Here is a 25,294-nt window from a genome sequence, read left to right on the forward strand (position 1 = left end):
CGGGCTGATCACCGCGACTCTGGGGTGCCGGGCTTCGGCAGGAACGACTCGAAGTCCGTGCCCTCGCCGAAGAGGTCCTCGAACGGAAGATCCGGCACGCCGAAGGGCTCCATCAGCTCCTTCATCTCGGCGGACACCTGTCTGGTCGCCCGCCCGATCTGCTCGACGATCGAGGCGGACAGCTCCGACGGGGACAGCTTGCGGTAGACCCGCGGGTCGAACTCGATGGTCCGCACCTCGCCGCGAGGGCCGACGGTCACGGTCACCATGCCGTCCTTGGACTTGGCCGTCGCCGCCAGCTCCCGAACCTTCTCCTGCATCTGCTTGAGCTGTTCGGTCTGCTGGTTGACCTCCTGGACGAGTTGCTCCAACAGCCGCCAGGGCTCGTCCATCGTCATCTGTGTCCCTCACGTTCGGCCACACAAGCATCAAAGATCACAGCAGCACCATTCTCGCCCGATTTTTCGTAAATATCGACATGAAGCGCCAATGTCACCGCATGCCCGCTAGGCTCGCCAGCCGTGGAGTTCAACGGCGTCGTCTACAGCAAGAGCCAGCTGCACCGGCTGGCGAGCGCGGCGGACGGCATGGCCGGTGACGTGTCCGACGTCCACACCAGGTTCGACGCGGCGTCGAGCGCGACCCGCGCCGCCGTCGGCGACGACGACTACGGCCGCGCGTACTGGCAGGCCCATGGCCAGCGGATGGAGAGCCTCGGCCGAGGGCTCGAACTGCTCGCGGCCGCGCTCCGGGAGCAGGAGAACCGGCTTCACCTGGCGTCGAAGACGTACAAGGCGGGCGAGGACGCCAGCACCCTCCGCACCTGAGCCCTGCGGGCGCCCCTTGGCCGTGAGCCGGCGCGCAGGCGGCCTCCCACACGACGAGGTCCTTGGTAGGGGAGTGGAGGTCGTATCCGCGATTCGACCGGCCGCGCGGAAAGGCGGAGTCCGCCGGTCTTGTTCGTGCTCCTCAGGCCCGTGAGCAACGCAGCTCCGAACGCCGGGGTGACGCCGCAGTGATGGCGGGGTGACGGCCGGGTTATGGCCGGGCCCGACACTACCGGCAGAGGCTCTGCGGCTACGGGACGAGGAAGGCCGATGGCGACGAGATTCACCTATCCCGGTGTCTACCTTGAGGAGATCGAGAGTGCGGTCCGGCCGATCGTCGGCGTCGACACGTCCGTGGCGGCGTTCGTCGGCCTGGCCCTTGAGGGACCGCGCACCCCGACGACGGTCAACAGCTGGTCCGACTACGACAGCACGTTCGGCGGGCTGTGGACCGGCAGCGAGCTCAGCTACGCGGTCTACCAGTTCTTCCTCAACGGCGGCGCCAAGGCGATCGTCGTACGGGTCGGCGCCGACACCCAGTACGCCACCATCGACCTCGGCGACAACGTCAAGTTGCAGGCCAGGGCCACGGGCACGGCAGGCAACGCGCTGACGGCGACCGTCAAGCACGACGCCGCCGACAACAAGCACTACACCCTGACGATCAAGGTCTCCGGCAAGACGGCCGAGACGTACGAGATCTCCATCGACCCGGCCCTGCGCGGCAGGTGGGTGGACCGGGCGCTGGAGACCTCCCGGCTGGTCGAGGTCGCCGCAGGCAGCCCGGTCGACAAGCGGCCGCCCGAAGGGGACAAGGCCGTCACCGCGGCGGCCGACGTGACGCTCAGCACCTCCGACGTGATCGGCGACCCGGTCCGGCGCACCGGCATGCAGGCCCTGCTCGACGTGCCGATCTTCAACCTGCTGGTGATCCCGCCGCAGCTCGCGCCCCCCGCCTCCGGGTCTCCCGACGACCGGGACGCCCGCTGGGCGCCGGTGGTCGACGCGGCGGCCAGGCTGTGCGTGGACCGCAGGGCGATGTTGCTGCTCGATCCGCCCTTCGCCTGGACCAGCGTCGCCGCCGCGACGTCGGGCGCGGGCGCGGGGCTGCCGGTGACCGGCGTCGCCGGGCGCAACGCCGCCGTCTTCTTCCCGCGGCTCACCATCTCCGACCCGGCGGGCGGCGCCGACCTGACCGTGGGGCCCATCGGCACCGTGGCCGGGGTGTTCGCCCGTACCGACACGCTGCGCGGGGTGTGGAAGGCGCCGGCGGGGGTGGACGCGGCGCTGGCGGGCGTGCGTTCGGCGACCGTGACGCTGACCGACGCGGAGAACGGCGGCCTCAACCCGCTGGGCGTCAACTGCCTGCGCACGTTCCCCGTCTACTCGCACGTGCTGTGGGGGACGCGGACCTGCCGGGGCAACGACGAGGTGGGCGACCCGTGGAAGTACGTCCCCGTCCGCCGGCTCGCGCTGTTCATCGAGGAGACGCTGTTCCGCGCCACCAAGTGGGTGGTGTTCGAGCCCAACGACGAGCCGCTGTGGGCCTCCATCCGGCTGAACGTCGGCGCCTTCATGGACGGCCTGTTCCGCCAGGGCGCCTTCCAGGGCAGGACGGCCCGGGAGGCGTACTTCGTCAAGTGCGACAGGGAGAACAACCCGCAGGCCGACATCGACGTCGGCGTCGTCAACGTGGACGTCGGCTTCCAGCCGCTGAAACCCGCCGAGTTCGTGCGGATCCGGATCCAGCAGAAGCGTCCCGACGCCTGACGATCGGCCAGTCCCAAGGAGCGACATGGTTCAGTTCTCCGTCAACACCACTCGCCTGGACCCGTACAAGAACTTCAAGTTCCGGGTGAAGTGGGACAACAAGTACGTCGCCGGGATCAGCAAGGTCAGCGCCCTGCGCCGGACCACGGAGGTGGTCGAGCACCGCGACGGCGGCGACCACTCCAGCTCGCGCAAGTCGCCGGGCCGCACCAAGTACGAGCCGATCACGCTGGAGCGCGGCGTCACCCACGACCCCGAGTTCGAGCTGTGGGCCAACAAGGTGTGGAACTACGCCAACGCCCAGGCGGGCCCCGACCAGCGGGACCGCGAGGTGGCGCTGGCCTCCTTCAGGAAGGACCTCGTCATCGAGGTCTTCAACGAGGCGGGCCAGAAGGTGCTGGCGTACCAGGTCTTCCGCTGCTGGGTGTCGGAGTTCCAGGCGCTGCCCGACCTCGACGCCAACGCCAACGCCATCGCGATCCAGCACCTCAAGCTGGAGAACGAGGGATGGGTGCGCGACCTGAGCGTCACCGAGCCCACCGAGCAGGACTCCTGAGGAGCGGTCCGGTGACAGTGGTGGCCGGTGCTGCTGAGCTGCTCGACGCGTGGGAGGCGGGCTGGGACCGCACGCCGCTGGAGCGGGGCCTCGCCCTGCTCGCGGCCGGTACGGGCCGCTCCCCGGGCGAGCTGGCCCGCCTGACCATCGGGCAGCGCGACCGGGCCCTGTTCGAGCTGCGCGCCGCGCTGTTCGGCCCCGGCCTGGACGGGGTGTCGACGTGCCCGGAGTGCGGCACGGACGTGGAGGTCTCCTTCGACCAGGGGCAACTGCTCGACCCGCCGTCCTCGGCACCGTGCCGGCTGCCCACCAGCGCGGACGTCGCCGCCGCGCTGTCCGACCGGGACCCGTGCGAAGCCCTCGTCGGCCGCTGCTCCGGAGCGGACCCCGAGGAGACGGCCGCGACCTGGGCCGCCGCCGACCCGCTGCTGGACGTCGAGCTGTGCCTGTCGTGCCCCGACTGCGGCCGGGAGTGGGCCGAGTCCTTCGACATCGTCAGCTACCTGTGGACGGAGCTGGACGGCTGGTGCCGCAGGACCCTGCTGGAGGTGCACGACCTGGCCGCCGCCTACGGCTGGACCGAACCGCAGGTTCTCGCGCTGAGCGCCTGGCGGCGGCAGTGCTATCTGGGGCTGGTGAGATCATGAGCGGCCTGGTCCAGCGGCTGATTACCCGCAGCCGCGAACCGGTGACCGGCATCCGCCCCCGCCCGGCCGCACTGTTCGAGGACCACTCGCCGGTGAGCCGCGCCCAGGCCGAGCCGCCCGCCTTCTTCGACGTGCCGGACCACACCTCTGCCGCCCGGCCGCCCGGTCTCCCCGTGACCAGGCAGCAGGCACTCCGGCGGCCCGCGACGGGGGAGGCGGAGGCGTACGAGGAGCCCGGGATCGAGGTCGAACGCTCCCCGCGCGACGCCGGAGCGGCCGACCGCGTTCCACCGGCCGAGCCGCAGCCCGTGACCGGGCCCGACGCGCCGGGGGATCCCGCCGCCGCGGCGGTCCGGACGCCGCGTGCCGAGCGCCGCGCAGCCGCCCCGCCGCAACTCCTCGCGAGCGAGCCCGGCTCCCCGTTCCCCGCCGTCGCCGAGGCCGGGCGCGCCGTCGCGGGCGCGCCGCTGCTGCGGGTCCCGTCGGGTCCCGTGCTCGCCGCGCCCGCGCGGACTCCGCGTGGCCGGGCCGCGCAGGACGCCCCCGCGCCCCCGGTGGTCGAGATCTCGATCGGGCGTCTCGAAGTACGCGCCCCGCAGCCCCCGGCCGCCCCGCAGGCCAAACCGCCGCGCAAGGACCACGCCTCGGTGCTCCAGGCGTACCTGCGCAGGCGGAGCAGAGGGGAGTTGACATGAGCAACTCCCTCGCGATCGCTGCCGTGACCGCCGCGCTGCGCGCCAGGATCTTCAACCGGCTCGGCGGGCCGCAGGTGACGATCGTGCCGCCGGACCGCGCGCCCGACGAGGTCAACGGCGACCACGTGAACCTGTTCCTGTACCGCACCGACATGCACCCCTCCTTCCGCAACGCCGACCCGCCGGGCACACCGCCCGGGGAGTCGCCCAGGCCGCTGCTCCCACTGGTGCTGCACTACCTGCTGGCCGCCTACAGCAACGACGAGGGCACCGCCCACGAGTTGCTCGGCGCCGCGATGCTGGCGCTGCACGACAGCCCGATCCTGCCGGGCGCGGAGATCCGGGCAGCTACGGCGATCCCGCTGGCCGGCAGCGACCTGCACCTGCAGCCCGAACACGTGAAGGTCAGCTTCGAGTCGCTGAGCCAGGACGACATCGCCAAGATGTGGACCGCGTTCGCCACGCCGTACCGGGTCTCGGCGTCGTACCAGGTCTCGACGGTGCTCATCGACAACCCCGCGCCCGGCGCCGCGCCGCTGCCCGTGCTGAAGCGCGGCCCCGACGGCCGGTCCCCGGTCGCCCAGCCGGACGCCGCCTCGCCCTTCCCCGCGATCACCGGCATCCGGTACGGCGTGCCGGGCAGCCCGGGGGCGCTGCCCGGCGAGACCGTCACGCTGACCGTCCGCAACCTCCCCGCGGGCGCCCTCGTGGCCCACCTGCGTCACCTGCGGGTGCCGGCCACGGCCGAGGTCCACCTCCCCACCCCGGGCGCCGCCGAGGTCGCCGTCGCGCTGCCCGCCGCGGGGCTGCCCGCGGGGCCGTGGGCGATCTCCCTGACGCCCGCGTCCGGCGGTGCGCCCACCAACGAGGTCCCCCTCGCGGTCGCCCCCGAGATCGTCGCCCTCACCGCCGCCCCGGCAGGCGGCAACCCGCTCAGGACCACAGTGACCGCCACCGTCGCCCATCCGGTGCTGGTCGGCCAGCAGGCGGCCGTCCTCGTGGGCGGCCTGCACCTGCCGGTGCCCATGCTGACCGCCGGCACCGGCACGCTCTCGGTCACCGCCGCGATCCCGCCGGGCACCCACAAGGTCCGCGTCCGCGTGGACGGCGTCGACACCGACATCGTGGACCGCGCCACCGGCGCCTTCAAGACCGGCCCCACGGCTGAGGTGGTGATCCCGTGACCGACGCCCTCGCCTGGGAGCAGGCCAACGGCGCGTACCTGAAGGCGTCCCTGGCCTGGCTGGCCGCCCGCCTCACCGCCCTCCAGCCCTCGAGCCCCCCTCCCGTCCCTGCCGCGGAACCGTCCAGGGCGGAGCCGTCAAGGAAGGGCTGGCGCAGATTCCGCGACCGCACCGCCGCAGCACCTCCCTCCGGCGGTCCGGCAGCGAGGGAAACCGCGGCGGCGGACGCGTGGAAGGGCACGGCGGACGCGCTCCAGGGCGCAGCGCGGGTGGTGGCGGATGTGCGGGAGAGCGCGGCGCAGGCGGCGGTGCGGGAGGCGTCGGCGGCGGCGCGGGAGGCCGCCGCGCGAGCGATGGCCGACCTCGGTGCACCCGCCCTGGTGCAGATCGCGGAGCGCCTGGGCCTGAGCGACTTCGAACGGGACGTGCTCCTGCTGTGCGCCGCGCCCGCGATCGACCCTGGCACCAGTGCGCTGATCGCCGCCGCCCAGGGAGACCACGAGCCCACCTTCGCCCTGGCCCTGCGCCTGTTCGACGACGCCCGCTGGGACGTGCTCTCGCCCGAACGCGGCCTGCGGTTCTGGCGGCTGGTGGAGCCCGTGGGCGCGGGAGCCCGGCCGCTGGCCGCGGTGCCGCTCCGGGCCGACGACCGGATCGTCGACCTGATCAGAGGGCTCAACCGGCTCGACGAACGGCTGACGGGGCTGGTCGAGCACCGACCCGACCCCGCGCCGGGCCTCGGCCTGCCTGCCTCGTCACAGGCCGCGGCGGACGCCCTGGCCGGCGCGGCGCTGACCGACACGCCCGACGGGCGGCTCCCGGTGATCCAGCTGCTCGGCGGCGACGAGCCGAGCTGCGAGCTGGTCGCCGTACGGGCCATGGCGCTGCTCAACCGCGAGCTGTACCACCTGCCGGTCGGCGCGCTCGTGGCGGCGGGGGCGGACCAGGACCTGGTGGCCAGGCTGTGGCAGCGCGAGAGCCTGCTGCTGCCGATGGCCCTGCTGCTCGACGCCGTGGACGCCGACCTGGGCGAGCCCGCCACAGCGGCGGCGCTGCGGCGGTTCCTGTCCCAGGTCGGCGGGCTCGTGCTGCTGGCCACGCGCGAGGTGTGGCCGGTCGCCGACCGGGCCACCTCGGTGGTCGACGTCACCCGGCCGGCCCTCGCCGAGCAGGCCGAGCTGTGGGCGGCCGCGACCGGGCTGCCCCTGGAGGGCGCGCCGCGCGCGCTGGCCGGCCAGTTCCGGCTGAGCGTGCCCGCGATCCATCGCATCGCCACCGCCCTGCGGCCCGCGCTCGACGCCCCCGACGGGCGGGCGCGCCTGTGGGCGGCGTGCCGCACCTCCGCCAGGCCGAGGCTGGAGGCCCTGGCCCGGCGGACCGTGCCCCAGGCCAGGTGGGACGACCTGGTGCTGCCCGCGGAGCAGACGGATCAGCTGCGCGGGCTCGTCGCGCAGGTGCGCCACCGCGCCACGGTCATGTCCGCCTGGGGGTACGGGGAGCGCAGGGCCCGCGGCAACGGGGTCACCGCGCTGTTCAGCGGCCCCAGCGGGACGGGCAAGACCTTCGCCGCCGAGGTGCTCGCCCACGAGCTCGGCCAGGACCTCTACCGCGTCGACCTGTCGGCCGTGGTCGACAAGTACATCGGCGAGACCGAGAAGAACCTGCGCCGGGTCTTCGACGCGGCGGAGGACGGCGGCGCGCTGCTGCTGTTCGACGAGGCCGACGCGCTGTTCGGGCGGCGCAGCGAGGTGCGTGACAGCCACGACCGCTACGCCAACATCGAGGTCAGCTACCTGCTCCAGAGGATGGAGGCCTACGAGGGGGTGGCGGTGCTGGCCACCAACCTGCGTGCCGCGCTGGACCCGGCGTTCCTGCGGCGGCTGCGGTTCGTCGTCGACTTCCCGCTGCCGGCGCTGGAGGAGCGCAGACGGCTGTGGTCGGCCGCCTTCCCCGCGGGCGTGCCGCTCGGCGACCTCGATCTCGACGCGCTCGTGGACCTGCCGGTCACGGGCGCCGCCGTACAGGCGATCGCGCTCGGCGCCGCGTTCCTCGCCGCGGACGCCGGCGGGCCCGTCGACACCGCGAGGGTGCTCACCGCCGCACGTACGGAGTTCCGCAAACTGGGCCTGCCGCTGACGGTCCCGCACCCCGAGCGGGTGGGCCGGTGACGCGCATCGTGCTGCACATCGACAGAGTCGTACTGGACGCGGCGGGACCCTCCAGGCAGGAGCTCATCGACGCCCTGACCGAGGCCGTACAGCGGGACCTGGCGGACGGACCCACTCAAAAGGCCGCCCGGGGGCGGTTGAGCGTGGACGCCGCCGACGGCTCCACGCCGGGGCTGGCACAGGCCGTCGTCGGCGGGATCCAGGGACTGGCGGAAGGCGGGCAGCGGTGAGCGCGCAGTTCGCACCGGGGACGCCCGTGGTGCCGAGGGGCGGGCTCGTCCTGCTCGACCCCGCCAACGGCGCGGTGCTCAGGGTCATCACCCTGCAGTACAACCCGGACACCATCACCCGCACGCTTCAGCCCCAGGGCGTGGGCGCCGAGCCCGGCGACCGCAGCGAGGCGCTGCGGCTGCGCGGGCCCGCGCACGAGACCATCAAGCTCGAGGCGGAACTCGACGCGACGATGCAGCTCGAAGACCCCTTCGCGCCGGGCAATGACGCCGTCGCCGCGCACGGCCTGCTGCCCGTCCTCGCCACGCTGGACCTGCTGGTGAACCCGACGGCCGGCGCCCTGCTCGCGCAGGACGAGGCGGCCCGCAACGGCGCGTTCGAGATCGTCCCCGCCGAGTCGCCGCTGACGGTCTTCGTGTGGAGCCGCGACCGGGTGGTGCCGGTCAGGCTCACCGAGTTCACCGTCACGGAGGAGGCGTTCGACTCCAACCTCAACCCGATCAGGGCCAAGGTGTCGCTGTCGATGCGCATCCTCACCGTCGACGACCTGGGGTTCACCCACCGGGGGAGCGGCCTGTTCATCGGCCACCAGCGGCGCCGCGAGCAGCTCGCCGCGCTGCACCCGTCCGACCAGCTGCGCGCACTCGGACTCGACGGCCCGCCAGGAGGCACCTGATGTTCACCGCGACCAGCCGCTACCACGGGATCGAGCTCGCGATCCACCGGCCGGAGGGCGGGGAGCCGATCCCGTACGTCCGCCGCAGGTTCCTGCCGGACCGGCGCACGCTCACCGTGATCGCCGTGCACGTGGTGCGCGACGGCGACCGGCTGGACCGGATCGCCGCGCTGCACCTCGACGACCCCGAGCGCTTCTGGCAGATCGCGGACGGCAACCCGGTGCTCGACCCCGCCGACCTCACCGCCCGCCCGGGACGGCGGCTGGACGTCGCGCTGCCCACCGCGACCACCGGGAGCCCGCATGGCTTCTGAGATGCTGGTCTCGCTCAGGCTCGGCGCGGTGCTGGCCGAGCAGGTGCCGCGCGAGGTCGCGGACGCGCTGCTGTCGGTGCAGGTGAGCGAGGGCGTGGGGCAGCCGGGCGGGTTCCGGCTGTCGTTCGGCATGGGCAAGCGGTCGCTGCTCTACCGCGAGCTGCTGCCCTCGGGGGCGCTCGACCCGCCGGCCAGGGCGCAGATCGTCGTGACGATCAGGGGCCAGGCCACCGTGCTGATGGACGGCGTCGTGACCAGGCACGAGGTGACGCCGTCCGCCGAACCCGGCCAGGCGCGGCTCACGCTCACCGGCGAGGACGTCTCCCGGATGATGGACGTGATCGACTTCACCGGCGTGCCCTTCATGGGCCTGCCGCCGGAGGCGCGGGTCGCCGTGATCTGCGCCAAATACCCGATGTACGGGCTCGTCCCGAAGATCGTGCCGAGCGTCAAGCTGATCACCCCGAACCCGCTGGAGTCCGTCCCCGCCCAGCAGGGCACCGACCTGGCCTACGTCAAGGCGCTCGCGGCGCAGGTCGGCTACCACTTCTACGTCGAGCCGGGGCCGGTCCCCGGCGTCAACTTCGCGTACTGGGGGCCGCTGGTCAAGGCCGGATCGCCGCAGCCCACCCTGTGGGCCAACGCCGACGCGACCACGAACGTCGAGACGCTGACGTTCACCTTCGACGGGTTCTCCGCGACGCAGTACGTGGCGCTGATCCAGGAGCCGGTCACCAAGTTCCCCGTGCCCATCCCGATCCCGGACATCACCCCGGTCAACCCGCCGATGGGCGCCCGCAAGCCGCTGCCGCTGAAGGCGTCGGTGATCAGGGGCCTGGCCAAGCTGTCCCCCCTGCAGGCGGCGGGGGTCGCGCTGGCCAGGGCCGCCGACGGCTACGAGGTCGTCAGCGGGCAGGGCACGCTCGACGTGCTGCGCTACGGCCGGCCGCTGCGCGCCCGCCGTCCCGTCACCGTACGCGGCGCGAGCCTCGGCTACGACGGCACGTACTTCGTCAAGAGCGTCACCCACGACATCAAGCGCGGCGGATACACCCAGCAGTTCACCCTGACCCGCAACGCGTTCCTCCCCCTGGCCTAAGGACCTGCCATGAACATGGACGAGCTCGGGTACGTCGAGTCCCCCGGCTTCTTCGGCCCCGCCGAGCGCGAGGACGCCGAGCCGCCGGGCACCAAACGCTTCTACGGCAAGTACCGGGGCGCGGTGCTGGACAACTACGACCCCCTCGGCAAGGGGCGGCTGCTGGTCAGCGTGCCCGACGTCCTCGGCCTGCTGCCATCGTCGTGGGCGATGCCGTGCGTGCCGCTGGCCGGGCTGCAGATGGGCGTCTTCGCCGTGCCGCCGCCGGGCGCCGGGGTCTGGGTGGAGTTCGAGCAGGGCAACCCCGATCACCCCATCTGGGTGGGGTTCTTCTGGGGCAGCACGGCCGAGCCGCCCGCCACCGCCAAGCTGCTGACCCCCAAGGCGCCCGCGCTCCTGATCGAGACCATCGGCAAGAGCAAGATCGCCCTGTCCGACACCCCGGTGGCCCCGATGAAGGGCAGCGGCGTGCTGCTCCAGTCCCAGTCGGCGGCCATCACGGTCGACACCTCGGGCGTGACCATCACCGCGCCGGCCATCAACCTCGTCGGGCTCGTCAACATCAACAACGGCGCGCTCGTCGTGAAGCCGGCCTGAGAGGGGTGCCGACGATGCCGGGTTTCCTCCTGACCGTCGCCTCGCAGGTGACCTGCATGCACCAGGGCAAGGCCACGATCACCCCAGGCCAGACCGTGGTGCTGGCCGGGGGCGCGCCCGTGGTGACCGTCGCCGACCTGGTCGCGGTCGCGGGCTGCTCGCTGTCGGGGGCGACCCCGCCGAGCCCCTGCGTCACCGTCGACTTCGCCCTGGCCGCGTCCAGCCGGGTCTTCGTGCTCGGCAAGCCGGTCGTGCTGGAGCCGTCAGGCCCCGGCACGGGCGTCAGCCAGTCGGCGGCCAAGGCCCCCCAGGGCACGCCGGTCATCACCTCGACGCAGCTCAGGGCGGCGGGATCATGAGCACCCACCTGGACTTCCCCTTCCACGTCGACGCGCACGGCAGGTCGGCCACCACCACGGACGAGGACCACGTGCGTGACATGGTCGAGCAGCTGCTCTTCACGATCCCGGGGGAGCGGGTCAACCGGCCCGACTTCGGCACCGGCGTCCTGCGGCTGGTCTTCGCCCCCAACAGCCCCGAGCTGGCCGGGGCCGTGGAGTACACCCTTCAGGCCGCCCTGCAGCAGTGGCTGCCCGACGATCTGCGGATCGAGCGCGTCGACGTGCGGGCGGAGGAGGGGGCGCTGCTGGTGTCGGTGGCGTACGTGCTGCTGCTGACCGGGGAGCTCAACTCGGTCACCGTCGAACGGAGGACCGGCCCATGACGGCCGACGAGGGCTGCCCGCCCCGCGAGCGGCGGGAGCGGGACCGCGCCTGCGGCTGGGGCGGCATCGCGGGCGTGCAGGTCGACAACGAGGCGCGCACGCTGCGGCTGCTGCTGTTCGGCAAGGCCCCGGTGCCCGCGCCGGAGGCGGACGACGTCGTCGTCAGCGGTCCCGGGCGCGTGGTGCGGGCCGTGCACGTCGAGGTGGTCGCCTCGCGCCCGGCCGGTCGCTACGACGAGCTGGTCGTCCACCTCGACCGGCTCGGGGACCGCTCGCCGTACGAGGTGGCGCTGACCGGGGCCGGCGACCTCGACCCCAGGTACGCCCGGGCGGCCTTCACCTTCACCGGTGACTGCGGCGAGGAGAGCGACTGCGGCGCGACGGACTCCTGCCCGCCGGGCGAGGAGGACCGCGCGGTCATCGACTACCTGGCCAAGGACTACGCGAGCTTCCGGCGGCTCATCCTGGACCGGCTCGCGCTGACCTCCCCTTCCTGGACCGACCGGCAGATCCCCGACCTGGGCGTCACGCTCGTCGAGCTGCTCGCCTACGTCGGCGACCAGCTCTCCTACCGCCAGGACGCGGTGGCCACCGAGGCGTACCTGAACACGGCCCGGCTGCGCACGTCGGTGCGGCGGCACCTGCGGCTGGTCGACTACCGGCTGCACGACGGCTGCAACGCGCGCACCTGGGTGCACCTGGAGGTCGAGGAGCCCGGCGTCCTGTACGCGGGCGCCTACCGGTTCGTGACGGCCGTCCCGGCGCTCGACGGCCGCCCGATGGTCTCGGAGGGCGAGCTGCGCCGCCGCGCGCCCGGCGGCGGCTACCAGGTGTACGAACCCGTGCTGGAGCACGATGTGCCCGTCAGCCCCGCCCGCAACCGCATCCGGCTGTGGACCTGGGGCGGCGAGGAGTGCTGCCTGCCGCGCGGCGCGACGACCGCCACGCTGGTGGACGACTGGTGCGACGGGGAGCGGCTGCTCGGCCTGTGCCCCGGAGACGTGGTGATCTTCGAGGAGGTACGCGGCCCGCTGACCGGGGTGCCGGGCGACGCGGACGTCACCCACCGGCAGGCCGTACGGCTGACCGAGGTCGAGGAGCTTGAGGACCCCGTGTACGACCAGCCGCTGCTGCGGGTGAGCTGGGCGTGCGCCGACGCGCTCACGTTCGACCTGTGCCTGGCCTCTGTCGGCGGCGAGGAGTGCTGCCTGTTCGAGGACGTGAGCGTGGCCAGGGGGAACGTGGTCCTCGTCGACCACGGCGCCACCGAGACGGGCAGGCTGAGCGTGCCCGACGGGGAGCCCGGCCCCGTGCGCTGCGAGGGGCTCGGGCGTCCCGGGCGCGACCCCGTACGGGTGCGGTTCGAGCCCGAGCTGCCGCTCGCGCCCCTCACCCGCCGGGCGCCCTACCCAGCCCCCGAGACCGTCGCGGCGGGCCAGGCCCTGACGCTGGCCGGCATCCCCACCGGCGCCGAGCCGCGGCCGCGCCAGGTCGCCCGGCTGGCCAGGCTGACCGCCCAGGCCCGCCTCGGCCTGCCGCTGGACGCCGACGACGCGGCCGAAGTGACCGCCACCTGGGGCACCGGCGCGGAGCTCGACCCCGACGGGCCGGTCGCCGCCGGTCCCGCCTCGGCCGCGCTCGCCCAGGACCCGCGTACGGCGCTCGCCCAGCTGCGGCTCACCTCCGACGGCGTGACGTGGACGGTGCGGGCCGACCTGATCGGCAGCGGTCCCGAGGACCCGCACGTCGTCGTCGAGGTGGACGACGAAGGCCGCTCGCACCTGCGCTTCGGCGACGGCACGTACGGCCGCGGGGTCCGCCCCGGCCAGCGCTTCGACCTGCGGATGCGGATCGGCAACGGGACGGCGGGCAACGTCGGCCCCGAGGCGGTCGCCCATCTGGTGGCCGCGCGCCCGATCGCGGTGCCCGTGACGGGCGTGCGCAACCCATTGGCTGCCGCGGGCGGCATCGACCCCGAACCGGTCGCCGACGCCCGCCTGCTCGGCCCCACCGCCTACCGGCACCGCCTGGTACGGGCGGTCACCGCCGAGGACTACGCCACGATCGCCGCGGCCCAGCCGGGAGTCCAGAGCGCGGCCACCGACCTGGCCTGGACCGGCGGCTGGTACGAGGCCGACGTGGCGATCGACCCCCTGCGCGGCCGCTGCGGCGAGGAGTTCCCCCTGGAAACGGTGCGCACCCGGCTGGAGCAGGTCCGGCGGATCGGGCACGACCTGCGCGTCGACCCGCCCCGGCAGATCGCGGTCGACCTCGGGCTGCGCGTCTGCCTGGCGGCGACCGCGACCCGCTCGGCCGTCGCCGTCGCGCTGCGGGCCAGGCTCGGCGACGCCCCGGGCGGCATGTTCGACCCCGACCGCCTCACCTTCGGCACCGGCCTGTACGTGAGCCGGATCCTGGCCGAGGCCATGGCCGTGCCGGGAGTGGTGTCGGCGAGCGTCGTCCGGCTGGCCCGCACGGTCTCCACCGGGCCGCCCGTGCCCGCGGGCGGCGCGCTCGCGTTCGGCCCGCTGGAGATCCCCTCGGCCGGGACGCTGACGCTGGATCTCGTGGGAGGGCGGTGAGCCGGTATGAGCTGCGGTGAAGCGGCGGGATGCTGCGGGCGGTGCGCGTCGGGGACGCCGCTTCCGACGGCCAACCCGCCGGGGCGGTCGAGCCTGAGCGTCCGCGTGGGCACCCGGGCGGCGTTCCTGGCCAGGATGATCGGGCGGCTGGCCTCGGCCGACCATCCCGAGCTGGCCAGGCTGACCACGCGCGCCCCCGACGACCCCGCGCTGGCGCTGCTGGACGCGTGGGCGTGCGTCGGCGACGTCCTGACCTTCTACCAGGAACGCATCGCCGACGAGGGCTACCTCGCGACCGCCAAGGAACGCCGGTCGCTGGTGGAGCTGGCCGCGCTCGTCGGCTACCGGCCCCGGCCCGGCCTGGCGGCCAGTGCCTGGCTGGCCTACACCCTCGACCCCGACCCCGCCGACCCGCCCGTGCGGGTGCCCGCGGGGGCCAGGGTCCAGAGCGTGCCCGACCCCGGCGCCAAGCCGCAGATCTTCGAGACGGCCGGGGAGCTGGTGGCCCGCTCGTCGTGGGGCGCGCTGCCGCCCCGGCTGCGCCGCCCGACGCGCCTGACCCGCTGCCGGGTGGCCTCCCTACGGGTGGTGCACGTCGAAGGGGTCGCGACCGGGCTCGCGCCCAACGACCGCCTGCTCTTCCACTTCACCGACGGGTCGCCCCTGCTGAGGATCGTGGCGTCGGCGGAGACCGATCTGGACGCCCAGGTGACCGCCGTCCGGCTGCAGTCGTCCCCGCTCGGCGGGGCCGAGGGCGACGAGGAGGAGGCGGAGTTCGTCCGGCTGGAGGTGCTGCGGGCCAAGGCGGCCACGTTCGGCGCGGCGGCCCCGCTGCCGCCGGCGTCGTCCGGCGGCGTGGTCGGCGAGGCCGCCGTGGACGACCCCGACTGGGAGCTCGACGAGAGCCTGTACGACTCCGACGCCGGCTCGCGCACCCTGCTCCCGCTCGACGCCGACTACCCGCGCATCCTCCCCGGCAGCTGGATCGTGGTGGTCTCCGGCGACGGCCTCGTGAACGTCAACCTCGTCAAGGAGGTCCGCACGCTCGGCCTGGCCCGCTACGGCATCTCCGGCCGGGTGACCGCGCTCGTGCTGGTGGCGCCCTGGTTTCCCGAGCAGCACGGCGACGCCGGGCGCTCCCTCTCCGAGCTGCGCGGCTACACCTTCTACGTCCAGGCCGAGCCCCTCGCCCTGGCCGACGAACCCATCACGGAACCCGTCGAGGGCGGCTCGATCGACCTCGGCGTGGTGATCCAGGATCTGCCGACCGGCCGGACGATCGTCGTGTCCGGGATGCCGCAAGACGCGGGCCCGCTCACCGCGCCGGGCGGCGAGGTCGCGCGGGTCGTCGGCACCCGGCGGGTCCCCTCGTCGGGAACCGTGCCGGACCACACCGTGCTGGACCTCGCGGCCCCGCTGCGCGGCAGCTACCGCCGCTCCACCGTCACCGTCTGGGGCAACGTCGTACGCGCCACGAACGGCGAGACCAAGCTCGAACCCGCGGCGGGCAGCGGCGACGCCGGCACGGCCGGCCAGCGCTTCACCCTCGGCCAGCAGCCGCTGACGTACGTCGCCACCCCCGACGCCGACGGCGCGGAGGCGGAGCTGACCGTCAGGGTCGGCGGGATCGCCTGGCACGAGGTCTCCGAGCTGGCCTGGGCGGGGCCGGACGAGCGGGCCTACCAGGTGAGCGTGGACGCGGCTGGCGGCGCGACCGTCGAGTTCGGCGACGGCCGGCGCGGGTCGCGGCTGCCCACCGGCACCGGCAACGTGGCCTTCACCTACCGCGTCGGCATCGGCCGGGCGGGCAACGCGCGGGCCGGGCAGCTCAGCCAGCTCCAGACCAAGCCGCTGGGCGTCAGCGCCGTGACCAACCCGCTGCGCGCGAGCGGCGGCACCGACCAGGACGCGGACTCGGCGCTGCGCGGCCGGGCGCCGCTGCCGACGCTGGCCATGGACCGGCTGGTGGGCCTGCGAGACTACGCGGACTTCACGCTGGCCCGCGCGGGCGTCGGCAAGGCCGTGGCGGCCCGCCTGATCGCGGGCGGCAGGGAGCTGGTCCACCTGACGGTCGCGGGCGTGGACGACGCGCCGATCGAGCCGGACTCCGACCTGCTGCGCAGCCTGCTCGCGGCCTGCCGCCACCACGGCGACCCCGGCGTGCCGGTCGCCGCGGCCCCGCGCACGCTGTGGAACGTCGTCCTGGAGGCGAACGTGTGGATCGACCCCGACCGTGCCCCCGACCTGGTCGGCCCGCAGGCCCGCGCGGCCCTGGAGTCGGAGTTCGGGTTCGACGCGCGTGCCCTCGGCCGCGGCGTCCACCTGTCCGAGGTCGTCGCGGCGCTCCAGCGCGTGCCCGGCGTCGCGTTCGCCGACGTCGTACGGCTGGGCGCCACCCGGGGCACGACCGCCCCGGAGGCCGCCGCGGTCACCGGCGTGGCCGGGCGGATACCCGCCAGACCGGCCAGGACCCAGGCCGACGGCGTCCACATCGACCCCGCCGAGCTGGTCACGATCACGCCTGGCCTGGACGGGTTCGTCGTCCTGCACGTGGAGGTGGCCCGATGACCCGCGACGAGCTGGCCGCGCTGCTGCCCGCCATCCACCGCAGCAGGGACGAGGAACGGGGCCACCCGCTGCGGGCGCTGCTGCGCATCATCGAGGAGCAGGTACGCCTCATCGAGGACGACCTCGACACCTGGTACGCGAACTGGTTCGCCGAGACCTGCGACGAGTGGGTCGTGCCGTACATCGCGGCGCTGGTCGGCATCGACAGGGAGGGCGTCTCCCGCGCCGAGGTGGCCGACGCGGTGGCCGTGCGCCGTCGCAAGGGCACCGCCGCCGCGCTGGAACAGCTGGCCTTCGACGTCGCCCGGTGGCCCGCGCGGGCCGTGGAGACGTACCGGATGCTGGTGCGCGACCAGCACCTCCGGCACCTCCAGCCCGACCGGCCGGCCACCTTCGACGTGCGCGACCTCGTCGCCTGCGAGCGCGTCGGCGGGCCCTTCGACACCGCCCCCAGGCTGCCCGACGTGCGCCGGATCAACAGCGAGCTGACCAGGGGGCTGCCCAACATCCCCAGCCTGGCGCTGTACGTGTGGCGGCTGCTGTCCTTCCCCGTCACCCGGGCCCCGGCGTTCTGCGTCGACCAGCGCTACAGCCGCTACCTGGTCAACGTGCTGGGCATCGACACCCAGCTGTTCGCGCCGCAGGGCACGGGGCCGCGGGCCGCCCACCTGTCGGGACCCGCCGACCTGCCGCAGCCGATCGGCCGCGAGGAGTTCGCCGCGGCCGTGACCGAGTACTACGGCCCGGGGCGCGCCCTGCGGATCTGGCGCGACAGCCTGGACAACCCCGTGCCCGCCGACCGGATCGTCGGCGCCGACCTGAGCGACTGGCGCTACCGGGCCCGGCCGGGACAGGTGGTGGTGGACCCGGTGCTGGGCAGGATCGCGTTCCCGCCGGACGAGGCGCCGGAGGAGGGGGTGTGGGTGAGCTGGTGTTACGGCTTCGCCGACCGGATGGGCGGCGGCGCCTACGCCAGGTCGACCACCCCCGTGGGCGACCGCCGCCGGTACGTCGTGGGCGGCGACGGGTTCGGCTCGATCACCGCCGCGCTCCGGCAGTGGCAGGAGGACAAGGAGGCCGACCCGGCCCTGCACGACGTGCTCGTGGAGATCGTCGACTCGGCCGACTACACCGAGGCGCTCTGCGTCGAGCTGGACCTGGACGACCGGCTGGAGCTGCGGGCGGCGCCGTACCAGCGGCCGGTCATCAGGCTGCTCAACCAGCGGGCCAACAGGTTCGACGCGCTCAGCGTGCGGGCCCGGTCCAAGACCCCGCCGCCGGGCACCTCCGCCGACTGCCCGCCGCCGTCCGCCCGCCGCCCGCGCCTGCTCCTCGACGGGCTCGTGATCTCGGGCCGCAGCGTCGACATCACCGGGCAGGTGGGCGAGGTGACCATCAGGCACTGCACCCTCGTGCCCGGCTGGGAGCTGGACGACCGCTGCGAGCCCCGCCACGGCGAGGAACCGTCGATCGAGCTGCGCCGCACCACCGCCCGCCTGCGCGTCGAGCGCTCGATCGTCGGCACGATCCTCGTCGACCAGGACGAGACCGCGGGCGAGCCGCTCGTCGTCGAGGCGGACGACTCGATCATCGACGCGACCGGCCACGAGCTGGCCGCCGTGACGGGCGTGGACGCCAGGAACGCCTACGCCGACCTGACCCTGCGCCGCTGCACCGTGCTCGGCCAGGTGCGGGTCTACCTGCTCAGGCTCGCCGAGGACACCATCGTCACCGGCTGCGTGCACGTGGCCAGGCGGGACATCGGCTGCGCGCGCTACTCGTACGTCTCCTACGCCTGCCACGGCGGCCCGCCGCGCTACCGGTGCCCGCCCGACTCGGAGAACCGGCTGCGGCCCCGCTTCACCAGCGTCAGGTACGGCACGCCCGGCTACTGCCAACTGCATGACACCTGTGCCGACGCCATCCGCACGGGAGCGGAGGACGGCGCCGAGATGGGTGCCTTCCACGACCTGTTCCAGGCGCGGCGACTCGCCAACCTCGTCGACCACCTGGACGGGTTCGTCCCCCTCGGTGTCGAAGCCGCCGTCATCAACGCCACCTAGGGAGCCCGCTGTGCACGGAGACTTCTCCAACCTCACCTTCTCGCCGGAGCGCGGCTACTCCGCCGTCTTCGACCTGCAGGGCCGGGTCGGCCTGGACGCCAACCGCAACGAGCAGACCGCGATCCTGCTGCACCAGCTGCGCGGCGCGCTGGCCGACCTGATGGGCCCCCACGCGGGGCCGGCGGGCCCCGGACTGGGCTTCGCCGTCGGCAACCCGGCCGCGGCCGACTTCACCATCGGGGCGGGCCGCTATTACGTGTCCGGCATCGGCGTCGAGAACCCGGCCGAGACCACCTACGCCAGGCAGCCGCACGCCGTGCTGGACGTCGCGGGGGCCGACAGGCTGCCCAAGGGCAGGTACCTGGTGTACCTCAAGGTTTGGGAGCGGCACGTCACCGAGGTGGAGGACCCCAGGCTGCACGAGCCCGCGCTCGGCCCGCACCACCCCGACACCAGCAGCCGGGCGCAGGTGGTCTGGCAGGTGCGCGCCGTGCCCGTGCCGGCAGGCGACGTGTCACTGGAGACCTGGGTCGCCGACTGGATCGCCGATGCCGCGTCGGCGGAGCACAGGGGAGTGCTCCAGGTACGGGCCACGCGCCCGCACGAGGCCGACGACGACCCGTGCACCGCGCCGTCCGACGCGGGCTACACCGGGGAGAACCAGCTCTACCGGGTGGAGATCCGCGGCGGGGGCACGGCCAGGGAAGGGGCGAGCTTCGCCTGGTCGCGCGACAACGGCTCGGTGATCTACCCGATCCTCGCGAGCGACGGGCCCGTGGTCCAGGTGAGCAGCCTGGGGCGCGACCGGCACACCGCCCTGGAGATCGGCCAGTGGGTGGAGGCCGTGGACGACGCCGTCTCGCTGCGCCGCGAGCTCGGCTGGCCGCGCCCGGCCGCGCCGCTGCGCCAGGTGGTCGACGTGGACGTGGAGCTGTCGACCGTGACCTTGGACGCGCCGCCGCCCGCGACCGACCGGCGCCGCCACCCGTACCTGCGGCGCTGGGACCACACGCCGCCCGACAAGTCCCCCGACGGGGCCGTACCGGTGACCGAGGCGCAGGCGGCCAGGAAGGACGCGGGGTGGATACCGCTGGAGCGGGGCGTCGAGGTGCGCTTCCTCGCCGGCGAACGCGGCCACCCGCACCGCTACCGTACGGGCGACTACTGGGTCTTCCCCGCGCGGCGCACGCTGGGCGACGTCATCTGGCACCACCCCCAGGGGCGCGGCCCGCACGGCGTGGCCTACCACTACGCGCCGCTGGCCGTCGTCGAGGGTGACGGGGTCACCGGCTGGCGGACGTCGTTCGCGCTGCCGCTCACGCACGGCCTGTGACGATGGCGGCCAACGACAGACGCGCCGACCCGTCGCGGGCCGCGGCACCTGTCCCGGGCGCGGCCCGCAGGCAACCGGCGCGCCGGGGGGAGCCGCTGGACCGGGTGACGCGTACGGGCATGGAGCAGCGGTTCGGGCAGGACCTCAGCCAGGTCAGGGTGCACTCCGACGACCTGGCCGCGAAGTCGGCGCGAACGCTGGGCGCCCGCGCGTTCACGGTGGGCGAGCAGATCGTCTTCGGCCCCGGCAGGTTCGCGCCGCACACCCCCGACGGCAGGCACCTGCTCGCCCACGAGCTGGCCCACGTCATCCAGCAGCGCGGCGGCGCGGGCCCGCGGCCGACCCGCCACGCCGGGCTCGAAGCCGCGGCTCACGCGGCGGCCGACGCCGTGGTCGACGCTGCGGCTCATGAGAGCGGCCCGGTGTCCGTGGGCGGCAGCGCGTCGGTCGGGCTGGCCATGGCGGAGGAGACGGGCGGCCCCGCGAGCCCGGAGGACGCCGAGGCGTTCGCCCGGCTGCGGGAGTTCCAGGACGCGGCCGACCTGCGGGCGAGCGAGCTGATGGAGGGGGTCGTCCAGAAGCGCCTCGCCCAGTGGGACGCGGCCCAGGCGGCGAAGGCCGCCAAGGCGGAGCAGGAGGGCAAGCCCGACGAACGCACTTCCGAGGAGCGCCGCGCGGCGGCCGAGGGCTCCTTCCGGGGTGACATCACCGTCGGCGTCGGCTACGGCGTGGACGAGGAAGGCAACCTGCACCAGCTCGTCACCACCTCCAGGGGCAACCGCCGCAAGCTCGTCGAGCTGGGAGAGGGGGAGACGTGGGTCAAGGCCGTACGCCAGAAGAAGCAGAAGCCGGAGGCTCCCGCGCTCAAGGTCGTACCGGCCGAACCCGCCGCACCGGCCCCTGCCGCGGCGCCTTCTGGGGCCCCTTCTGTGGCTCCCTCCGCGACTCCCTCCGCGGGCCCCGGTCCGGTGCCCACGCCCGGGTCGGCGCTCGCGCTCGCCCACGAGCCCGCACCCGAGTCCGAGGCGGCGCCGGAGTCAGAACCGGTGCCCCAGTCGGGAGTGGTGCGGAAGACCGATCCGGCGTCCCCGCTGGGACCGCAGCTCGCCGACCAGCACGAGGGTGGGGCCGCCGAAGGGGAGACGTCGGAGTCGGACGAGCCGCAGCGCAAGCGTTCGGCTCAGCAGGCGCTCAAGGACGCGGAGGCGAGGCTGATCGCCTACGCGGCCAAGCACAAGCTCAAGCTGGTCGCCGTCGGCGCCAGCTCCCTCATCTGCCCGCACTGCGCGGCCAAGCTCGGGCTGGCCGGCGCCGCCATCGGCACTCCCCGGGGCAAGGACCCGGTGCGCGAGCACGTCCCCGCGAACATCTCCCCGGCGCTGGAAGCCGTCAAGAAGCTCCCGCCCCGGCCGCCGCGGCCCGAGCCGGTCGTCGAGCAGCGCCGTCCGCAGGGAGCCCCACCCACCGGCGCGCCCCCGGCCAAGCCGCAGCCGGCCCCGCCCCCGAAGCCGCCGCCCCCCAAGGCCCTCCCGATCCCGGCCGACGCGGACGACGAGATCCTCCGGCAGGCACAGGCCCAGCCGAAGGCGCCCAAGGCCAAGCCGAAACCGGAGCCCCCTCAGCAGGCCCCCATCCCCCGGCCCGCCAAACCCCCGGCCCCCGCCCCGACCCCAGCCCCGGCCCCCGCGCCCGCCCCCGCCCCCGCGCCTGCGCCCGCGCCTGCGCCCGCGCCTGGTAAGGGGCCGAAGGCGAGCGCGGCGCCCGTGCCCGGGGTCCAGGCTCCCCCCGAGGGGGACCGGAGCAAGGCGGGGGCCACGACCAAGAGCACGGCAGGGACGGTGGTGCGGCGGAACGAGGGCAGCCTGACGCTCACCCGCAGCAAGGACACCGCCCAGGGCACCTTCGACGAGGAGGGCAGGCTCCAGCAGGGCACCCAGACCGGCCGCCAGGCGAGCGCCGGCATCGTCGCCGGTCCCGAGGGGTTCGGCGGGGTAGGGTCGGCGAGCGCGCAGCGGACCACCGCGTACGGCAACGGCTTCACCACGACCAGGTCCATCGCGGGCAACGCCAGGGTGGTGGTGAAGGCCACCCGGGTTGAGGGGGCGGAGCCGCCGGCGTACCAGCTCATGGTGACCGTCACGATCGGCGCCTCCGGCACGCTGGGCGGCGGGGCGGGACGGAAGGGCACGGCGAGCGCGTCGCTGTCGGTCACGGGGTCGGTGACCGGCACGTTCGTCCACCGGTTCAGCGCGGAGGAGACCAAGCGGTACCTCGGGGACCTGGCCCGCGACGGGTCGGGCGGCGCGGAGCAGGAGCTCAAGGTCGTCGGCCTCGTCGCGCGCGGCAGCGTCGACGACGCGCGGCAACTGCTCGCCACCCTGGCCGCCCCGCTGTCGGCCGCCGAGGCGGCCAAGCTCGGCGAGGGCGACCAGGCGAGCCTGGAGGCCAGGCGGGGCGCCGGCGGCTCGCTCGGGCTGACCTCGGCAGGCAGGTCGCCGGTCGGCGCCGAGGTCTCCTACAGCCGGAGCAGGTCGCTCAAGCGTACGGTGGCGCGCCGGGGCGGGGCCGTGCTCGTCACGGTCGAGGTGGTGTCGGAGACCGAGAGGTCCGTCGGCGCGTCCGGCTCGGTGGGAGCGGTGAGCGGCGGCCTCAGCTACGGCAGGACGACGTCGGAGGGCAGGGCGGTCACCTTCCGCCTCAACCCGGGCGACCCGGACTACCAGCTCAGGTTCGACCGGGTCCTCGCGGTCGACGACGCCGCTGGACTGGCCGCACTGGCCGCGGCCGACCCCACCAGGGTCGCGGGTACGGAGTCCGCCACCGGCTGGTCGAGCACGCTGACCCCCAAGGTGGGCATCGCCGGGCTGGAGGCGTCGATCTCGACCACCCACGCCTACGCCGAGAAGACGGTCGTCGACGAGACGGGCACGCACAAGCTGTTCTCCGGGGCGACGGGCGGCGGCGCCGGTTTCGGGACGGCGCCGGGTCCCCAGGGGCCGGGCTCCGGGGCGGCGCCGGGTCCCCAGCTCGTGTACCGGACCGAGCAGGCCGTCACCGCTGCGGTCGGCCCCGGCAACAAGGCCACGGGCGACGTCAGCACCACGACCTCGGAGACCGACCTGGGCGCCTCGGCCCGCGCGCTGGCCTCCGCCGCCGACCAGACGCCCATCGCGAGCGCGCTCAAACTGGCCACCGGCGGAAGCAAGCTGCTGCAGTCCCGCACCGAGGTGATCGGGATGAAGCTGTCGGACGACGACTTCGCGACCATCGCGTCGGTCTCCAGGGAGCCCGGCAGGTGGAACCACGCCTTCCGCGGCCGGGTCGCGAGCTTCCAGGACTGGCAGCGCCTCGGCCGCAGGATCGCGGGCAGCGGCGGGGACAGGGAGGCGATGAGCCGCGCGCTCGCCGAGTACGCCAGTGACAACGACCGCGCGTCCGACGCGGTGCAGGCGGTGGTCCGGCCGCAGGGCCAGGCCGAGGGCGGCGTCCGCTACGACTGGCCGGCCGAGCTGGCCAAGGAGCGGGAGGCGTTCGAGACGATCGTGGTGGGCGACCGGGTCGCCCAGCTCAAGGCCCGCGCCGCGGCCGGAGGCTTCGAGGAGGCCCAGGCGGGGCTCAAGGCCGACAACGCCCGGCTGGACAAGGCGGTCAAAGCCATCACGGCCTCCTCCGAGCAGTTCACCGACGTGGCGGCGGTGGCCGAGATGCTGCGCAGGATCGGCGACAGGCAGGCGGAGATCCGCGCCGAGCTGCGCAAGCTGAAGGCAGCTCTGGCGCCCGCGCCCGCGCCCGCGCAGAAGGAGACGATAGGACCTCCGCCCGCCCCTGCCTCCGACGCCGCGGCCGAGGCGATGGAGGAGCGCAACGCCAGGATCCAGAGCCTGATCCCCGCCCTGCTGACGCTGCGGGAGCAGGAGAGAGCGATCTTCGACAAGGTGCGCAAGGAGCTCGAACATCCGCCGTGGTACCGGGGCCCGGATGTCATCTCCGTCATCCAGGCGCTCAACCGGCTCAAGCCGGTCTACACGCAGTGGGATCCGCTGGTCGCCAAGCTACGCGAGGTCTATCGCGAACGCGGCGAGGACGGCTCGCGCGCCGACGGCTACGCCCCCGACAGAAAGACCTATGAGGAGCTGCGCCGCCACCCCGAACTGACCAAATTCGGGTGAGCCGCGATCGTTTACGACTGTCGCTCGGATAAATGCAATTTTCGGCATTATCAAGATGGTGTCAACGGCGGTAAACGGGCCGATTTGCCGCCGGAGTTTGGCTCGAAAGCCCAGTTCATGACCGATCCGATGCCTGGATCAGTGCCTTTCGGATAATTTCCGACCGACCCCCGTCCTTTTCGTGACCGTCCCCGGTAATAACCTATTGACAGATCATCTGCGGAAGACATAAAACCCAGGGGGATCTGTTCGTGCATGGGAGGGGCGCCCGATGGACAGCGCATCTGCTGTCGCGGCGTACGATGCACGGCCGGAGGGGGCGGTGAGCCTGCGTCTGCTGGGCACCTTCGAGGTGTCGGCATGCGCTGAGACGGGCGGTGCACGGTGGGGCGAGCTCCCGCACAGCGCTCGGCGGCTGGTCGCCTTTCTCGGCCTGCACGGCACCGCGACGCGTGACTTCGCCGCAGGCAACCTGTGGCCCGACTCCACCGAGGCCCACGCGCAGGGCGACCTCCGCACCACGCTCTGGCGGGTCGGCAGGGCCTGCCCGGGGCTGATCGTCACGCGCGGCCCGGCCATGCGGCTCGACTCGCGGGTCTCGGTCGACGTCGACGAGCTGCAGGCGCTGAGCAGGCGGCTGCACGTGCGGCGGCCGGCGCAGGCCGAGGACGAGGGCACGTGGGTGCCGCCGCGCGGCGTGCTGCTGCCCGGCTGGTACGACGAGTGGGTCGTCGCCGTCCGCGAGCGCGTCCGCCAGCTCCAGTTGCACACCCTGGAGGCCATGGCCGAGCATCAGCTCGCCCGCGGCGCCTACGGGCGGGCGCTGGACCTCGCGCTGGGCGCCGTCGAGTACGAGCCGCTGCGCGAGAGCTCCCAGCGCCTGGTCGTGCGCATCCACCTGGCCGAGGGCAACCTGGTCGAGGCGGTCCGCGCCGTGCGGGCGTTCACGGAGCTGCTGTGGCGGGAGATCAAGGTGCGGCCGAGCCCCGAGTTCATGCGCCTGGTGGAGCTCCCGGCGCCGAGCTGATGCGATCCGGGGGGCGGTGGCGGGCGTGATCCGTGCAGTCCTAAGATCACCGTCATGGTGATTC

The 25,294-nt window shown here is 74.0% G+C and carries 21 protein-coding genes; 20 read left to right on the forward strand and 1 reads right to left on the reverse strand.

All coding sequences use genetic code 11. From position 1 onward, the window contains the following. Positions 1 to 8: 8 nt before the first annotated feature. On the reverse strand, positions 9 to 398 hold the full coding sequence (locus ABZS69_RS22475; protein WP_355375536.1) for a YbaB/EbfC family nucleoid-associated protein: 390 nt from the start codon (positions 396 to 398) through the stop codon (positions 9 to 11). 123 nt (positions 399 to 521) lie between these two features. Here ABZS69_RS22475 and ABZS69_RS22480 point away from each other — a divergent pair, with 123 nt between their 5' ends. The 20 genes from ABZS69_RS22480 (at position 522) to ABZS69_RS22575 (ending at position 25,230) form a co-directional block, all read left to right on the forward strand. After that, complete coding sequence (locus ABZS69_RS22480; protein WP_355375539.1) at positions 522 to 827, forward strand: hypothetical protein; 306 nt, start codon at positions 522 to 524, stop codon at positions 825 to 827. A gap of 270 nt (positions 828 to 1,097) precedes the next feature. Next, the gene (locus ABZS69_RS22485; RefSeq protein WP_355375541.1) at positions 1,098 to 2,597 is read left to right on the forward strand and encodes a phage tail sheath C-terminal domain-containing protein; all 1,500 of its coding nucleotides are present in this window, start codon (positions 1,098 to 1,100) and stop codon (positions 2,595 to 2,597) included. A gap of 25 nt (positions 2,598 to 2,622) precedes the next feature. After that, the gene (locus tag ABZS69_RS22490) at positions 2,623 to 3,153 is read left to right on the forward strand and encodes a phage tail protein (protein WP_355375544.1); all 531 of its coding nucleotides are present in this window, start codon (positions 2,623 to 2,625) and stop codon (positions 3,151 to 3,153) included. 11 nt (positions 3,154 to 3,164) lie between these two features. Then, positions 3,165 to 3,800, forward strand: a complete 636-nt coding sequence (locus ABZS69_RS22495; protein WP_355375546.1) for a hypothetical protein — start codon at positions 3,165 to 3,167, stop codon at positions 3,798 to 3,800. Further along, a complete protein-coding gene (locus ABZS69_RS22500; RefSeq protein WP_355375549.1) occupies positions 3,797 to 4,495 on the forward strand; it encodes a hypothetical protein in 699 nt (232 codons plus the stop codon). The genes ABZS69_RS22495 and ABZS69_RS22500 overlap by 4 nt, the downstream gene beginning before the upstream one ends. Next, positions 4,492 to 5,679, forward strand: coding sequence for a Pvc16 family protein (locus tag ABZS69_RS22505; protein WP_355375551.1), 1,188 nt, complete (start codon positions 4,492 to 4,494; stop codon positions 5,677 to 5,679). Before ABZS69_RS22500 ends, ABZS69_RS22505 begins: the two co-directional genes overlap by 4 nt. Beyond that, positions 5,676 to 7,847: an ATP-binding protein gene (locus ABZS69_RS22510; protein ID WP_355375553.1), complete on the forward strand. Its 2,172-nt coding sequence runs from the start codon at positions 5,676 to 5,678 to the stop codon at positions 7,845 to 7,847. The genes ABZS69_RS22505 and ABZS69_RS22510 overlap by 4 nt, the downstream gene beginning before the upstream one ends. Then, on the forward strand, positions 7,844 to 8,077 hold the full coding sequence (locus ABZS69_RS22515; protein WP_355375555.1) for a hypothetical protein: 234 nt from the start codon (positions 7,844 to 7,846) through the stop codon (positions 8,075 to 8,077). The genes ABZS69_RS22510 and ABZS69_RS22515 overlap by 4 nt, the downstream gene beginning before the upstream one ends. Next, a complete protein-coding gene (locus tag ABZS69_RS22520; RefSeq protein ID WP_355375557.1) occupies positions 8,074 to 8,754 on the forward strand; it encodes a hypothetical protein in 681 nt (226 codons plus the stop codon). Before ABZS69_RS22515 ends, ABZS69_RS22520 begins: the two co-directional genes overlap by 4 nt. Further along, positions 8,754 to 9,068, forward strand: a complete 315-nt coding sequence (locus ABZS69_RS22525; RefSeq protein WP_355375560.1) for a LysM domain-containing protein — start codon at positions 8,754 to 8,756, stop codon at positions 9,066 to 9,068. Before ABZS69_RS22520 ends, ABZS69_RS22525 begins: the two co-directional genes overlap by 1 nt. Next, complete coding sequence (locus ABZS69_RS22530; protein ID WP_355375563.1) at positions 9,058 to 10,167, forward strand: hypothetical protein; 1,110 nt, start codon at positions 9,058 to 9,060, stop codon at positions 10,165 to 10,167. The genes ABZS69_RS22525 and ABZS69_RS22530 overlap by 11 nt, the downstream gene beginning before the upstream one ends. 9 nt (positions 10,168 to 10,176) lie before the next feature. Next, positions 10,177 to 10,764, forward strand: a complete 588-nt coding sequence (locus tag ABZS69_RS22535; RefSeq protein ID WP_355375566.1) for a phage baseplate assembly protein V — start codon at positions 10,177 to 10,179, stop codon at positions 10,762 to 10,764. Between the two features lie 14 nt (positions 10,765 to 10,778). Then, positions 10,779 to 11,123 carry a hypothetical protein gene (locus ABZS69_RS22540; RefSeq protein ID WP_355375569.1) on the forward strand — a complete coding sequence of 115 codons (345 nt, stop codon included), beginning with the start codon at positions 10,779 to 10,781 and terminating at the stop codon, positions 11,121 to 11,123. After that, positions 11,120 to 11,488: a GPW/gp25 family protein gene (locus ABZS69_RS22545; protein WP_355375571.1), complete on the forward strand. Its 369-nt coding sequence runs from the start codon at positions 11,120 to 11,122 to the stop codon at positions 11,486 to 11,488. Before ABZS69_RS22540 ends, ABZS69_RS22545 begins: the two co-directional genes overlap by 4 nt. Further along, positions 11,485 to 14,070 carry a putative baseplate assembly protein gene (locus ABZS69_RS22550; protein ID WP_355375574.1) on the forward strand — a complete coding sequence of 862 codons (2,586 nt, stop codon included), beginning with the start codon at positions 11,485 to 11,487 and terminating at the stop codon, positions 14,068 to 14,070. The genes ABZS69_RS22545 and ABZS69_RS22550 overlap by 4 nt, the downstream gene beginning before the upstream one ends. A 6-nt stretch (positions 14,071 to 14,076) precedes the next feature. Next, positions 14,077 to 16,638: a putative baseplate assembly protein gene (locus ABZS69_RS22555; protein WP_355375577.1), complete on the forward strand. Its 2,562-nt coding sequence runs from the start codon at positions 14,077 to 14,079 to the stop codon at positions 16,636 to 16,638. Beyond that, complete coding sequence (locus ABZS69_RS22560; RefSeq protein WP_355375580.1) at positions 16,635 to 18,701, forward strand: phage tail protein; 2,067 nt, start codon at positions 16,635 to 16,637, stop codon at positions 18,699 to 18,701. The genes ABZS69_RS22555 and ABZS69_RS22560 overlap by 4 nt, the downstream gene beginning before the upstream one ends. Positions 18,702 to 18,711: 10 nt before the next feature. Beyond that, positions 18,712 to 20,034: a DUF6519 domain-containing protein gene (locus ABZS69_RS22565; protein WP_355375583.1), complete on the forward strand. Its 1,323-nt coding sequence runs from the start codon at positions 18,712 to 18,714 to the stop codon at positions 20,032 to 20,034. Between the two features lie 2 nt (positions 20,035 to 20,036). Next, positions 20,037 to 24,203, forward strand: coding sequence for a DUF4157 domain-containing protein (locus ABZS69_RS22570; RefSeq protein ID WP_355375586.1), 4,167 nt, complete (start codon positions 20,037 to 20,039; stop codon positions 24,201 to 24,203). A 322-nt stretch (positions 24,204 to 24,525) separates the two neighbouring features. Continuing rightward, entirely contained in the window at positions 24,526 to 25,230 is a 705-nt protein-coding gene (locus ABZS69_RS22575; protein WP_355375589.1) for a BTAD domain-containing putative transcriptional regulator, read from the forward strand. Positions 25,231 to 25,294 lie beyond the last annotated feature (64 nt).

It is taken from the genome of Nonomuraea sp. NPDC005650 (assembly GCF_040605375.1).
GTDB lineage: Bacteria > Actinomycetota > Actinomycetes > Streptosporangiales > Streptosporangiaceae > Nonomuraea.

Bases quoted from the DNA above. Each gene is read 5' to 3' on its own strand.
- ABZS69_RS22475 (WP_355375536.1), bottom strand. From the start codon at position 398: ATGACGATGGACGAGCCCTGGCGGCTGTTGGAGCAACTCGTCCAGGAG.
- ABZS69_RS22485 (WP_355375541.1), top strand. From the start codon at position 1,098: ATGGCGACGAGATTCACCTATCCCGGTGTCTACCTTGAGGAGATCGAG.
- ABZS69_RS22490 (WP_355375544.1), top strand. From the start codon at position 2,623: ATGGTTCAGTTCTCCGTCAACACCACTCGCCTGGACCCGTACAAGAAC.
- ABZS69_RS22500 (WP_355375549.1), top strand. From the start codon at position 3,797: ATGAGCGGCCTGGTCCAGCGGCTGATTACCCGCAGCCGCGAACCGGTG.
- ABZS69_RS22505 (WP_355375551.1), top strand. From the start codon at position 4,492: ATGAGCAACTCCCTCGCGATCGCTGCCGTGACCGCCGCGCTGCGCGCC.
- ABZS69_RS22525 (WP_355375560.1), top strand. From the start codon at position 8,754: ATGTTCACCGCGACCAGCCGCTACCACGGGATCGAGCTCGCGATCCAC.
- ABZS69_RS22530 (WP_355375563.1), top strand. From the start codon at position 9,058: ATGGCTTCTGAGATGCTGGTCTCGCTCAGGCTCGGCGCGGTGCTGGCC.
- ABZS69_RS22535 (WP_355375566.1), top strand. From the start codon at position 10,177: ATGAACATGGACGAGCTCGGGTACGTCGAGTCCCCCGGCTTCTTCGGC.
- ABZS69_RS22540 (WP_355375569.1), top strand. From the start codon at position 10,779: ATGCCGGGTTTCCTCCTGACCGTCGCCTCGCAGGTGACCTGCATGCAC.
- ABZS69_RS22545 (WP_355375571.1), top strand. From the start codon at position 11,120: ATGAGCACCCACCTGGACTTCCCCTTCCACGTCGACGCGCACGGCAGG.
- ABZS69_RS22550 (WP_355375574.1), top strand. From the start codon at position 11,485: ATGACGGCCGACGAGGGCTGCCCGCCCCGCGAGCGGCGGGAGCGGGAC.
- ABZS69_RS22555 (WP_355375577.1), top strand. From the start codon at position 14,077: ATGAGCTGCGGTGAAGCGGCGGGATGCTGCGGGCGGTGCGCGTCGGGG.
- ABZS69_RS22560 (WP_355375580.1), top strand. From the start codon at position 16,635: ATGACCCGCGACGAGCTGGCCGCGCTGCTGCCCGCCATCCACCGCAGC.
- ABZS69_RS22570 (WP_355375586.1), top strand. From the start codon at position 20,037: ATGGCGGCCAACGACAGACGCGCCGACCCGTCGCGGGCCGCGGCACCT.